The sequence below is a fragment of the Streptomyces sp. NPDC005811 genome (assembly GCF_040630405.1).
Classification (GTDB): domain Bacteria; phylum Actinomycetota; class Actinomycetes; order Streptomycetales; family Streptomycetaceae; genus Streptomyces.
This window is the reverse complement of record NZ_JBEXXK010000009.1, coordinates 33,648-45,837: the sequence shown is the minus strand read 5'-3', so window position 1 is coordinate 45,837 and position 12,190 is coordinate 33,648. Positions and strand designations below refer to the sequence as shown.

Sequence of the window (12,190 nt, the reverse complement as noted above, 5' to 3'; positions counted from 1 at the left end):
CACCCCTCGCCGTCCACCGCACCGCAGTCAACTCCCCTAGAAGGAAACCCAGATGAGCCTCCAGCCGGGTGACGCCCTTACTTCGCACAATTTCGGCCTCCAGATCGACGGCGTGATGGTCGAGTACCTCGCCGAGGTCAGCGGCCTCAGCCTCGAACAGGACGTCATCGAGTACCAGCAGGTCTCCGCGCAGGGCAAGCCGGTCACCAAGAAGCTGCCGGGCGTGAAGAAGGCGGGCACCTGCACCGTCGTCCGCGGTATGACCCAGTCCGCGGCGTTCAACCAGTGGATCACCGAGTCGATCAACGGCTCGATGGGCTCCGCCCGCAAGAACGCCACGATCATGGTCATGGACTACATGAACAACCCGGTCAAGCGGTACAACATGCGCAACGCCTGGTGCAGCAAGATCGACACCAGCTCCGTGAAGGCGGGCGAGGCGTCGGCGCTGACCGAGACCGTGACGATCACGTTCGAAGAACTGGTCATCGAGTAATGCGGCGTACGGCGGTGCGGGCGCCGCAGGCCGAGGTGGAGCAGCCCTCTCAGGAGGCCGCTCCGCTCCCGCCCTCGGCGCCCGCGCCGGCCCCGGTGCAACGGCAGACCCTCCAGACGGAGTTCGCGTTCGAGCTGCCGCGCGGGTACGTCGACGAGGCGGGCACGGTCCACCGCGAGGGCGTCATGCGGCTGTCGACGGCGCGCGACGAACTCGTCCCGCTCCGGGACATCCGCGTCCAGGAGAACCCGGCGTACCTGTCGGTGGTCCTCCTGGGCCGGGTCATCACCCGCCTCGGCACGCTCCCCCTCGTCCACGACGGCGTGGTGGAGAACATGTTCGCCTCCGACCTCGCCTTCCTCCAGGACTTCTACCGCCAGATCAACGCCGAGGGCCACACCCGCGCGTCCGTGGAGTGCCCGCACTGTGCGGAGCCCTTCGAGGTGGAACTGGGCGGGAGCCGCCTGGGGGAATCGTGACGTACGCGACCGACCGGCTGCACGAGGAGATCGCGTACGTCGCCTACCACTTCCACTGGTCCCTGGACGACATCCTGGACCTGGAACACCACGACCGCCGCCGCTGGACGGACCACATCGGCACCCTGGTCACCCGGGGCGGAACGGAGGGCTGACCGGTGGGTCTTCTGGATCGATTCCGGGGCGGGGGACGCCGGGCGGCGGAGCAGCCGACGGCGGCCTCGGATGCGGGAGCGGTGAGTGACGGTACGACGGCCTCGGGCGCCGGGACCGGCGCCGGACCGGTGGTGGCCGCGTCCTGGACCCGGCTGCCACCGATCCAGCGGACGGTGGCGTCCGGTACGGCGGCCGGAGTCGCCGACCCCGGCTTCGGCGGACGGCTGGCCACCTGGCAGAACCCGGCCTTCACCGGCGTACGCCCGCTGACGGTCCTGGACGGGAGAGCGGGCGGACTGCTGAGCAACGGGGCGGGGGCGGCTGCGCCTGTGCCTATGCCTGCCGCTCCGTCGGTTCCGGCTCCGGTACAGACGGCACCGCTGCCGGGGATCGTGTCCGGGCTTCCCGGGCTTCCCGGGCTTCCCGGGCTTCCCGGGCTTCCCGGGCTTCCGGGGGGCGTTCCCGTCGTACAGCGAGCCATGCCGGGAAGTGCGCCGAGTCGGGCCGCTTCCGCGCTCCCGGGGCTCCCGGCTCCGGCGATACGGCCGACCGCGGGACCTGCACGGCCAGTGGCCGGACGCATGCTCCCGGCTCCGGGACCCGTGATCCAGCGTGCCGCACCGGTCCTCCCGAGCCAGTCGTCGCCCACGCCCGCACCCGCCGTGCCCGTCCTCCGGCGTTCCTCGGCAGCCCCGTCGGGATCCTCGCCGTCCCCGACCGTGCCCCCGAACCGTCCCGGCGTCCCGCCGTCGTCCCCCTCGGTCTCCCCCACCCCGGTCCCGGTAGTGCAACGCCACCCCGTACACCCCACGACCCCGCCGTCGGCCACCCCGGCGCGGGGCATCCGGGTGTCCCCGGCGGCGGCGCGTCCGGCGGCGCCCGCCGTCCCCCTGACCAGGTCAGCCCCCGCCCCGGTACAGCGGCGTACGCTGCCCGCCCGGCTCCCGTCCGCCCCTGCCGCGCCCCGGAGCAAGGGCACCGACGGCGACCGCCCGGCGGCCGGCAAGGAACCCGCCCCGGGCCCGGGCCCGTCGTCGCCACCGCCGACGGCTGCCGCACCCCTTCCCCTGCCGGTGACAGCCGACGGGGCGCCTGCTGTTTCCGCGGGCGGGCACCCCGTACAAGGTCCAATACCCGGCCCCGCCGCCCCACTTCCGGCCGGCCTCCCCGCCCAACGGGCGGTCGCGCCCGCGCCCCAGGACTCCCCCGCGCCGCAGGTCCAAGGACCCGTACCCCCGCCCACACCCCGCCCGGCCGGCCTCCCCGTCCAACGGGCGGTCACGCCCGCGCCCCAGGACTCCCCCGCGCCGCAGGTCCAAGGACCCGTACCCCCGCCCACACCCCGCCCGGCCGACCTCCCCCTCCAGCGGGCCGTCGCGCCCACGCCCCAGGCCCCCGCGCCGGAGCCCCAGGCAGCAGTACCCCCGAACGCACCGCGCCCGGCCGACCTCCCCGTACAGCGGGCCGTCACGCCCGCGCCCCAGGACTCCCCCGCGCCGCAGGTCCAGGCAGCCGTACCCCCGCCCACACCGCGCCCGGCCGACCTCCCCCTCCAGCGGACGGTTGCACCCGCGCCCAAGTCCTCCTCCACTCCGCCTTCGGCCAACTCCGCGGTCCCGCAGGGGCTTTCCGAAACCCCTGCCACGCGGCCCTCGGCCAACCCCCCGATCCAGCACGCAGCTGCACCGGCGCCGCAGATCCCCCTCACGGCCACACCCTCCACCACCGCACCCCCGGCCAACCCCCCGATCCAGCGCGCCCCCTCACCGGCGCCGCAGGCCCCCCTCACAGCCACGCCTCCGGCCAACCCCTCAGTCCAGCACGCAACTTCACCGGCACCGCAGGCCCCCCTCACGGCCACACCCCCCACCACCGCACCCCCAGCCAACCCCCCGGTCCAGCACGCAGCTGCACCGGCACCGCAGGCCCCCCTCACAACCACGCCTCCGGCCAACCCCTCGGTCCAGCGCGCGCCTTCACCGGCTCCCCAGGCTGGCCAGGCCCCCCTCTCCCCCACGCCCGCAGCAGCCGTCCCCGTCCAGCGTGCGGCTGTGCCCGGAACCTCCCGCACGGCCCCGAGCGCGCCCACGGCCGCCGTCACCCCGCAGCTCCCCGGCACCGCACCCACGTCGGTCCCCGAGCCCTCCGTCCAGCGGGCCGTGGCCCCGGCCCCGGTCACCGACGTATCCGCGCCCGCCCTCCGGCGCCAGGACGGCCGTACCCCCGCAGCGACGGAACCCGGCCCGCCGGCATCCACCGGGCGTACCGGCCGACCGGCCGCCACCCCGGCACAGGGCACCCCGCACCCCGTCCAGCGAGCCGTGACCGCACCGGCTCCCGCCCAGGCATCCGCCCCCCCGCCGCCGGCACCGCACCCCGCGCCCCCCGCCGCCCCGGCCGAGGCACCCGCGGCCCAGCGGGCCACGGCCCCCGTACGCCACCCGCGGAACGAGCCCGGCACCGCGAACCCCGTCGGCCACCCCGTACAGCGCGCCACCGCCCGGCCCGGCACGCCCCCGTCGGCCGCCGCCACCCCCCGCCCCCGCACCGGCCTCGGCGCCCCCCTGCCGCCGTCCACCAACTCCCTGCGCCCGTCGGCCGGTTCACGCCCCTCGCAGCCGCACACCGCCCCCGTCACCCCCACACCCCCGGCCGTACAGCGCGCCACCGCCAAGCCGTCCGCGCTCGGCGCCCCCCTGCCCGCCCGCCCCGCCGCCCCCGCTCCGGCACCCACCACGGCCCCCACGCCGATCACCCCGGTCCCCGAGGCGATCCAGCGCGCCCTGGCCCCCGCCTCCACCACCCGGCCACCGGCCACACCCCCCACGACCCCCGTCCCGGTCCCGGTCCCGGAAGCGATCCAGCGCGCCTTCGCCCCCACCCAGCGACCGACCACCACAGCCACCACTCGGTCACCCGTGACCGCCCCCCTCACACCCCCCGTCCAACGCCGCCCCCGCACCGCCCCCGTCCCCCTGCGCCGTCCCACCCCCGGCACGGACCCCGTCCCCGTGGTCCAGCCGCGCGCTGTCTCCTTCACCACCCCGCCCCTCCAGGCACCCGCCACCGCCACCGCTCCCACCACCCCCACCCCCGCCATCCAGCGCGCCACCGCCCAGCACTCCACCCCCACAGCTCCCCTCACCCGCACCCACGCCCACACACCGGCAGCCCCCACGCCCCCTACGCCCCCCACCACCTCCCCCCTCCAGCGCCTCGCACCCCCCACTCCCCCGGCCCCGCCCCGGACCCCGCCGAAGCGACCCCCCGTGCCCGAGCCCGCCGAGACCCGGGACAGTGCCGCCGCTCGACCCCCCGCCTTCGACCCGCGCTCCCTCACCGACTTCCAGCTCGACGAGTTGACCCACCGCCTCACCGGCCGCATCACCCGCCTCCTGCGCACCGAACTCCGCCTGGACCGCGAACGGATCGGCAGACTCCGCGACCCCCGCCACTGACCGGCACGCACCGGCACCGACCGGCACCCGACCCGCGCCCCAAGAAAGGCCTGACCCCCGATGTCCCGCGATCTCGACCCGGGCTCCACCATCTTCTTCACCCTGACCATCGACGGCGAGAGCCTCGGTTACTTCAACGGGTGCGAGGGCCTGTCCTCCCAGGTGGAGATCGAGCACCGCCAGGAGGGCGGGAACAACGGCTTCGTCTGGGCGCTCCCCTCCCGCGTCACGTTCTCCAACATCCGCCTCACCCGCCCCCTCACCCCGGACACCGCCAAGGTGGCCAAGTGGATCTCCTCGGTGACGACCGGGGTGACCCGCCCGACCGCGCAGATCGCGGCGCTGCGGGCGGACGGTTCCGAGGTGGCCCGGTGGGGGCTCATCGATGTGCTGCCGGTCAGCTGGCAGGGCCCCTCCCTGAACCCCGAGAGCCCGGGTGTCGCCACGGAGGTTCTGGAGATCACGCACCACGGCTTCACCGACTAGGCCGAGAAGCCGGGAAGAGGACACACGATCATGGCCAAGGGCAGCAGGAGCGGGGCGGGCAAGAGCCTGGTCCGCGCGACCCTCTCGATCCACGAACCGCCGGTCGGCACCAGCACCACCCCGGGCGGGCTGCGCAAGTCGTTCGAGTTCGAGTTCAATCCGGCGCAGTTGCAGGTGGCGCGGCGGGCGCTGTGGAAGGTGACCCCGACGGCGGCGGTCCGGGACGGTTCGAAGCCGGAGTTCATGGGGCCGGAGCCGCGCGAGATGAGCGTGGAGATCTTCCTGGACTCCTCCGACCAGCCGGACAGCAACGCCGTGATGCAGAAGGTGGAGTCGCTGTTCGACTGCTGCGAGGTCACCACCGGCAGCATCGCCGCGAACCAGCCCTCGCCGCCGTGGGTGGTGTTCCAGTGGGGGTCGTTCTCGACGGTGCACTTCACGGCGTACGTCAGCAGCGTCGACGTCTCCTACACCCTGTTCGGCACGACCGGTGTCCCGATCCGCGCCACCTGTCAGGTGCGGCTGCACGAGATCCCCAGCAAGACCAAGGGGCAGAACCCGACCTCGGGCGCGCTGACCGCGCAGCGGGTGCACCGGACCGTGGCCGGTGACTCGCTCCAGTCGCTGGCCTGGCGGGAGTACGGCGACACGGCGGCGTGGCGGGACATCGCCGAGGCCAACGGCATCGACGACCCGACCCGGCTGCCCACGGGGATCGAGCTGATCCTGCCGTCCGCCGGGGAGGTGCGTTCCTGATGGTCGCGACCGCGTTCTCCAACATCATCAAGGTCACCCTGGGCGGCGGTCCGCTGCCGCCCGACTTCGCTCCGCTGCTGGTGGAGGGCTGGGTGGACCAGGGGCTCGGGGTGCCCGCCTCCTTCCGGCTGACGTTCCGCGACCCGTACCGGCTCGTCCTCGGCAAGCTGGGCGTCAAGTTCGGGACGCCGGTGGTGCTGACGCCGATCGCGGACGGGCAGGGGGCCGGGGATCCGCTGTTCACGGGTGAGGTGTGCGGGCTGGAGGCCGATTACGACGGCACCGGGTCCTTCACCGTCATCCGGGGGTACGACGCCGGGCATCGCCTGATGCGCCAGCGCCGGATCGCCGCGTACCGCAACCAGAGCGCCTCCGACATCGCCCGTAAGCTCGCCGCGCAGGCCGGGGTGTCCGTCGGGAGGATCCAGTCGACGAAGACGGTCTACGAGTTCATCAGCCAGGCCAACGTCACCGACTGGGACTTCCTCGCCCGTCTCGCCGACGAGAACGAGATGGTGATGTCGGTCGACTCGAAGGGGAAGTTCCAGTTCGTCAAGCCCGACCCCGCCTCCGGGGCGCCGCCGACCTCTACGCCCGGTGAGAAGAGCCCGTACGTGCTCGAAGCCGGTACGGACATCCTGCGGCTGCGGGCCGCCGTCACCACCGCCGAGCAGGTCGCCACCGTCGAGGCGCGCGGCTGGGACGTGACGACGAAGAAGAAGCTGACCGCGACCGCGCCCGCCACCACCAACCCCGGCATCAGCATCGGGACGACACCGGGGGAGGCGGCCGCCAAGTTCAAGCCGGCGAAGCTGGTCGACGCGCAGACGCCGTACGACCGGCAGTCGGAGGTGAAGTTCGCCGCCGAGGCCCTCGCCGACGACGTCACCGGGTCCTTCGCCGAGCTGGAGGTCATCGCGCGCGGCACGCCGAAGCTGCGGCCGGGCCTGCCCGTCACCCTCGCCGACGTCGGCGCGCCCTTCGAGGGCAAGTACACCGCCACCTCGGTCCGGCACGTCTTCGGCGACGGCAAGCACTACGAGGCGTGGGTGACGGTCAGCGGGCGCCAGTGGCGGTCCCTGTACGGGCTCGCCTCCGGCGGCGGGGGCGCCGCCTCGCACAACGGCCTCCACCTCCCCGGGACGACGAACGCGCTGGTGACGGACGTACAGGATCCGCTGAAGCAGGGGCGGGTGAAGCTCCAGTTCCCCTGGCTCGACGACGTGTACATCTCCGACTGGACGCGGGTCGTGCAGTGGGGCGGCAAGGACGGCGGGTCGATCTTCCCGCTCGACGTGGGCGACGAGGTGCTGGTCGCCTTCGACCGGGGCGCCCTCGACCATCCGTACGTCCTCGGCGGGCTCTACAACGGCAAGGACAAGCCGACGCCGGTGAAGGACGTGCCGCTGCACGACGGGGCCCGGCGGCGCGCCGCCCGGCACACCCTCTCCGACCGCGACGGCAACCGCGTCGACCTGCTCAGCCAGAAGACCGGCGGCCGCAAGCAGGGGGTCAGGGTGACGTCCGGGGACGACAAGCTCGTCATCAACCTGGACCGTACGCAGACCGAGATCACCGTCGACAGCAAGGGCACCGTCAAGATCACGGGCACCCGGTCGGTGTCCGTCGAGGCCGGCACCGATCTCACCCTGAGCGCGGGCCGCAAGCTCACCATCAAGAGCGGCGGGCTGCTCGACATCCGCGGCACCGGGGCGGTCAACGTCAAGTCGCTGACCAGCGTCGTCGCCGTGGACGCGCTGGGCGCGCTCAGTCTGAAGGCGGGCGGCGCGGCCACGGTCACCGCGGGCGGCACCGTGCAGGTCAACGCCACCGCGAACGTGGGCATCCGGGCCGCGACCCTGCTGCTCCAGGGCGTCGTGATGGTCAACAACAAGCCGTATCCGATCCCATGAGATCCGGCCGCAGGAGCAGAAGCAGGAGAAGGGTGGCCCTCTGATGGCCGAACAGTTCGTCGGGTCGGGCTGGGCGTTCCCGCTGCGGATCGGCCCCACCGGAGGCATCGCCATGGTCAGCGGCGAGCGCGAGATCGAGGAGGCGATCCGGCTGATCCTGGCCACCGCGCCGGGCGAGCGCCCCATGCGCCCGGAGTTCGGCTGCGCCATCCACGACCTGGTGTTCGCCCCGGTCAACGAGGCGACCGCGGGCCGTATCCAGCACGAGGTGTACACCAGCCTGGACCGCTGGGAGCCGCGCATCGAGGTCAACGACGTCGAGGTGACGGCCGGCGCCGAGCAGGGCGTGCTCTGGATCGACGTCCGCTACTCCATCCGCGGGACGAACAACCCGCGCAGTCTCGTCTTCCCCTTCTACGTCATTCCGTCCCACGAAGAGCCGGGTCTGCCCGGCCCCTCCGGTACGGCTTCCGAAAGCGACCGCTGATGGCCCTGCCCTCCCCCAACCTGGACGACCGCCGCTTCCAGCAGTTCGTCGACGACGCCAAGCGCTACATCCAGCAGCGCGCGCCGGAGTGGACCGACCACAACGTCTCCGACCCGGGCGTCACGCTCGTCGAGACGGTCGCGCACATGGCCGACCAGATCGTCTACCGCCTCAACCGGGTGCCGGACAAGAACCACCTCGCCTTCCTGGACCTGGTGGGCATTCACCTCTTCCCGCCGTCCGCGGCCCGCACCGACGTCACCTTCTGGCTGTCGGCGCCGCAGGAGGAGCCGGTGCTGCTGCCGACCGGCACCGAGGTGGCGACGGTCCGCACGGAGAGCGAGGAAGCGGTCGTCTTCGCGACGGAACGCGAACTCACCGTCGTACCGAGCGAGTTGTCGCACCTGGTGGTGCAGCGGCAGGGACAGCCGGTCACCGACGTGACCACCGACCTCGCCGAGGGCAAGGACGTGATGTGCTTCGCCGAGGCCCCGCGCCCCGGCGACTGCATGCTCCTCGGTCTGAGCGCCGCCGTCCCGCACTGCGCGGTCGCCCTGGAACTCGACAGCCGCGTCGACGGCGTCGGCGTCGACCCCCGTCAGCCCCCGCTGGTCTGGGAGGCGTGGACGGAGGACGGCTGGCAGCCCTGCGAGGTCGACCGCGACGGCACCGGCGGCCTCAACCGCCCCGGCGAGGTCGTCCTGCACATCCCCGGCGGCCATGTCCTGTCCCGCTCCGGCGGGCAGGAGGCGGGCTGGCTGCGCTGCCGCGTCACCGAGCCCCTGGTCGGCCAGCCCTTCTACACCACGTCCCCGACGGTCCGCTCCGCCGAGGCCTTCACGGTCGGCGGCACGGCCCCCGCCGTCCACGCCGAGACCGTCCTCGACGAGAACCTCGGCGAGTCGACGGGCCTGCCCGGCCAGCGGCTGCGCCTCGCCCACGCGCCCGTCGTCGGCGACACCCCGCCGGTGCTGCTCCAGACCACCGAGCACGAGGGCTGGGTCGACTGGCAGGTCGTCCCCCACTTCGCCGCCTCCGGCGCGGACGACCGGCACATCACCCTCGACGCCGCCACCGGCGAGATCGCCTTCGGCCCGTCCGTCCGCGAACCCGACGGCACCCTGCGCCAGTACGGCGCGGTGGCCCCCAAGGGCGCCTTCGTGCGCGCCCGCCGCTACCGCACCGGCGGCGGCCGGTCCGGCAACGTGGCCCGGGGCGCGGTGCGGGTGCTGCGCACCTCCGTGCCGTACGTCTCCGAGGTCGTCAACCGGGAGGCCGCGCGCGGCGGTGTCGACGGCGAGACGGTCGAGGAGGCGAAGCTCCGCGCGCCGATCACCCTGCGCGCCCAGGAACGGGCCGTGACCCTGCGGGACTACGAGGAACTGGCCCGCCGCGCCGCCCCCGAGACCGCCCGCATCACCTGCCTGGAGGGCGAGCCCGACGAGCACGGCTCCTACGCGGTACGGGTCCTGGTCGTCCCCCAGGCGGTCCCGGACCCCGGCGGGCGCCTCCGCTTCGAGCAACTGGTCCCCGGCGACGCCATGCTGGACCGCATCATGCGGCACCTGGACGAACGCCGGCTGATCGGGACCCGGTTGGCGGTCGGCCCGCCGTACTACCAGGGCATCACCGTGGTCGCCACGGTGCACGCCTTCCGCGGCGTCGACACCGACCGGGTGCGCCGCCAGGCCCACGACGCCCTCTACCGGCACCTCGACCCGCTGACCGGCGGCGCGGACGGCAAGGGCTGGCCGTTCGGGCGTCCGGTGCAGTCCGGTGAGGTGTTCGCGGTGCTCCAGCGGGTGCCGGGGGTGGAGCTGGTCGACCAGGTCACCCTGCACCCCGCGGACCCGCTGACCGGCAAGCGCGGCGACGCGACCGACCGCATCGATCTGGCGGCGCCGGCGCTGGTGTTCTCGTACGACCATCGCGTGCGGGTGATCGGGGACGGGACGTGAGGGACCCGCTGGAGAAGGGTGGGTCGGCGAGAGGTTCCGTCGACGGGCTCGGGTCGTCCGCGCCGATCGGGGCGATGCTGCCCGCCGTGTTCGCGGACGACGACCTCGCGCAACGTTTCGTCGGCGGCCTGGACGACGTCCTCGCGCCCATCCTCAACGTCCTCGACTGCCTGCCCGCCTACTTCGACCCGGCGCTCGCCCCGGTCGACTTCACCCGCTGGCTGGCCTGCTGGGTCGGCGCGGAGACCGACGGCACGGAACCGGAGCCGAGGCTGCGGGCCGCCGTCGCCGCGGCCGCGTATCTGCACCGGGTGCGCGGCACCCGCCGGGGGCTGGCCGAGGCCGTACGGCTGGCGTTCGGTGTGGAGCCGGAGATCGAGGAGAGCGGCGGCTCGGCCTGGAGCGCCCGCCCCCTCGGCCCGTTCCCCGGCGACGCCCGTCCCCACCTCCACGTCACGGTCCGCCTGCCCGACCCCGGCCCGGCGGACGAACACCGCCTGGACGCCCTCGTGGCCGCCGCCCGTCCCGCCCACATGCCCTACACGGTCAAGGTGACCGTCGCCGAAAGGACCCCGAAGAGACGATGACCACCCAGAACTGCCCCGAGTGCGGCACCCGGGCGGAACCCGGCCAGTCCTTCTGCGACGCCTGCGGGGCCGTACTGAGCTGGACGGACCGCGACCGGGCCCCGGCGAGAGCCGGAACGGCGGGCGGCGCGTCGTCGTCGGCCTCCGCGTCCTCCTCCGGTACGACGGCGGCGGCACCGTCGTCCTCGACCCGCACCCGCGACGAGGACGACCGGGACGACGACCGGGACGACGAGAACATCGGAGGCGGGGACCGTTCCCCGGCCCCCGACGAGGACGACGACCGGGCCGACAACGGGGCCGACGAGGACGACGAGGACACGACCGAGACCCCTCTCCCGCCCCTCCCCCCGACGACCGACACCACCGCGGCCACCGCGGCCTCCACGTCCGCCTCCGCCTCGGCCTCCACCTCCGCCTCCGCCTCCACCTCCACCTCCACCTCCGACGGAACGGCGCCCGCCACCCCCGCCCTGGGCGACACGATGGCGGCCCGGGCCCGTTCCCTGCTGGTCCCGGTCGCCGATCCGGAGGAGCCCGCACCCGCGCCCCCGTCCGTGGCGCCGGTGCTGCCGGGCGTCCCGGTGGCGGACCGGCCGCAGGTCCGCGCGCCGGGCCCGGTGCAGGGCGACCTGAACGGCATCGCGTGCCCCTGGTGCTCCACACCGAACCGCCCCGACCGGCACTACTGCTCGCGCTGCGCGATGCCCATGACCCTGGAGGACCGCTCCTCGGTCCGGCTGCCGTGGTGGCGGCGGCTGTTCGGGCGGGGCGGCGAGACGCCGTGGGCCGGGGACCGCCCCCGTCTGCGCCGGACGTTCGACCGGATCCTCACCTGGGTGATGGCGGCGGTCGTGCTCACGCTGCTGATCGTCGCCGGGGTGAAGGCGCCGGACGCGATCCAGGCCACCAAGGACCACTTCGCGAAGCGGGCGGCGGTGTCGCCGGACACGTACGCGGCGTCCCGTTCGTACCCGGGTCACAAGCCCGACCTGGCCTTCGACAAGATCAACAACACCTGGTGGGGTCCGGGCGTCTCGCAGTCGGGCGAGGGCGAGTGGATCGAGGCCCGCTTCAACGAGCCGACCCGGCTGCTCGACCTGGTCATCACGCCGGGCACCTCGACCCGCGCCGACCAGCTCACCGAGTCGGCCCTGCCGCACCGCGTGAAGGCGACGATCACCCTGAAGGACGGCACCACGGCCATCCGTGAGCTGGTCCTCGACCAGCAGGCGGGCGGCCAGCGCCGCGCCTTCCGGGTCGGCGAGGTCACCAAGGTCCGGTTCGAGATCGAGTCGGCGTACGGGGCGTCGGCGAGCAAGCAGGTGGCGATAGCGGAGATCGAGTTCTTCGGCCCGTCGAGCGCGAACGGGTCGTAGGAGGGCGTGGGGAGGGGCCGACTGCGGTCGGCCCC

11 protein-coding genes are annotated in these 12,190 nt (G+C 74.0%); all 11 read left to right on the top strand.

What is annotated here, in order from left to right:
* The first annotated feature begins 52 nt into the window (after window positions 1-52).
* The 11 genes from ABZ490_RS11950 (at window position 53) to ABZ490_RS11900 (ending at window position 12,155) form a co-directional block, all read left to right on the top strand.
* Window positions 53-496, top strand: a complete 444-nt coding sequence (locus ABZ490_RS11950; protein WP_358988169.1) for a phage tail protein — start codon at window positions 53-55, stop codon at window positions 494-496.
* Window positions 496-975: a hypothetical protein gene (locus tag ABZ490_RS11945; protein ID WP_358988166.1), complete on the top strand. Its 480-nt coding sequence runs from the start codon at window positions 496-498 to the stop codon at window positions 973-975. Before ABZ490_RS11950 ends, ABZ490_RS11945 begins: the two co-directional genes overlap by 1 nt.
* Entirely contained in the window at window positions 972-1,130 is a 159-nt protein-coding gene (locus ABZ490_RS11940; protein ID WP_099054051.1) for a DUF6760 family protein, read from the top strand. Before ABZ490_RS11945 ends, ABZ490_RS11940 begins: the two co-directional genes overlap by 4 nt.
* Before the next feature lie 2,052 nt (window positions 1,131-3,182).
* Window positions 3,183-4,589: a hypothetical protein gene (locus tag ABZ490_RS11935; protein WP_358988162.1), complete on the top strand. Its 1,407-nt coding sequence runs from the start codon at window positions 3,183-3,185 to the stop codon at window positions 4,587-4,589.
* 60 nt (window positions 4,590-4,649) lie between these two features.
* Window positions 4,650-5,075, top strand: coding sequence for a phage tail protein (locus ABZ490_RS11930; RefSeq protein WP_055638848.1), 426 nt, complete (start codon window positions 4,650-4,652; stop codon window positions 5,073-5,075).
* 30 nt (window positions 5,076-5,105) lie between these two features.
* On the top strand, window positions 5,106-5,831 hold the full coding sequence (locus tag ABZ490_RS11925) for a tail protein X (protein WP_358988157.1): 726 nt from the start codon (window positions 5,106-5,108) through the stop codon (window positions 5,829-5,831).
* Complete coding sequence (locus ABZ490_RS11920; RefSeq protein ID WP_358988154.1) at window positions 5,831-7,744, top strand: VgrG-related protein; 1,914 nt, start codon at window positions 5,831-5,833, stop codon at window positions 7,742-7,744. Before ABZ490_RS11925 ends, ABZ490_RS11920 begins: the two co-directional genes overlap by 1 nt.
* A gap of 43 nt (window positions 7,745-7,787) precedes the next feature.
* Window positions 7,788-8,231 carry a GPW/gp25 family protein gene (locus ABZ490_RS11915; RefSeq protein ID WP_358988151.1) on the top strand — a complete coding sequence of 148 codons (444 nt, stop codon included), beginning with the start codon at window positions 7,788-7,790 and terminating at the stop codon, window positions 8,229-8,231.
* Window positions 8,231-10,189 carry a putative baseplate assembly protein gene (locus ABZ490_RS11910; protein ID WP_358988148.1) on the top strand — a complete coding sequence of 653 codons (1,959 nt, stop codon included), beginning with the start codon at window positions 8,231-8,233 and terminating at the stop codon, window positions 10,187-10,189. The genes ABZ490_RS11915 and ABZ490_RS11910 overlap by 1 nt, the downstream gene beginning before the upstream one ends.
* A gap of 74 nt (window positions 10,190-10,263) precedes the next feature.
* The gene (locus tag ABZ490_RS11905; protein WP_358988523.1) at window positions 10,264-10,776 is read left to right on the top strand and encodes a phage tail protein; all 513 of its coding nucleotides are present in this window, start codon (window positions 10,264-10,266) and stop codon (window positions 10,774-10,776) included.
* Entirely contained in the window at window positions 10,773-12,155 is a 1,383-nt protein-coding gene (locus ABZ490_RS11900; protein WP_358988145.1) for a zinc ribbon domain-containing protein, read from the top strand. The genes ABZ490_RS11905 and ABZ490_RS11900 overlap by 4 nt, the downstream gene beginning before the upstream one ends.
* Window positions 12,156-12,190 lie beyond the last annotated feature (35 nt).

Excerpts from the sequence above, each read along its gene's own strand:
- ABZ490_RS11910 (WP_358988148.1), top strand. The coding sequence starts at position 8,231 with ATGGCCCTGCCCTCCCCCAACCTGGACGACCGCCGCTTCCAGCAGTTC.
- ABZ490_RS11900 (WP_358988145.1), top strand. The coding sequence starts at position 10,773 with ATGACCACCCAGAACTGCCCCGAGTGCGGCACCCGGGCGGAACCCGGC.
- ABZ490_RS11930 (WP_055638848.1), top strand. The coding sequence starts at position 4,650 with ATGTCCCGCGATCTCGACCCGGGCTCCACCATCTTCTTCACCCTGACC.
- ABZ490_RS11905 (WP_358988523.1), top strand. The coding sequence starts at position 10,264 with ATGCTGCCCGCCGTGTTCGCGGACGACGACCTCGCGCAACGTTTCGTC.
- ABZ490_RS11915 (WP_358988151.1), top strand. The coding sequence starts at position 7,788 with ATGGCCGAACAGTTCGTCGGGTCGGGCTGGGCGTTCCCGCTGCGGATC.
- ABZ490_RS11925 (WP_358988157.1), top strand. The coding sequence starts at position 5,106 with ATGGCCAAGGGCAGCAGGAGCGGGGCGGGCAAGAGCCTGGTCCGCGCG.
- ABZ490_RS11920 (WP_358988154.1), top strand. The coding sequence starts at position 5,831 with ATGGTCGCGACCGCGTTCTCCAACATCATCAAGGTCACCCTGGGCGGC.
- ABZ490_RS11950 (WP_358988169.1), top strand. The coding sequence starts at position 53 with ATGAGCCTCCAGCCGGGTGACGCCCTTACTTCGCACAATTTCGGCCTC.
- ABZ490_RS11945 (WP_358988166.1), top strand. The coding sequence starts at position 496 with ATGCGGCGTACGGCGGTGCGGGCGCCGCAGGCCGAGGTGGAGCAGCCC.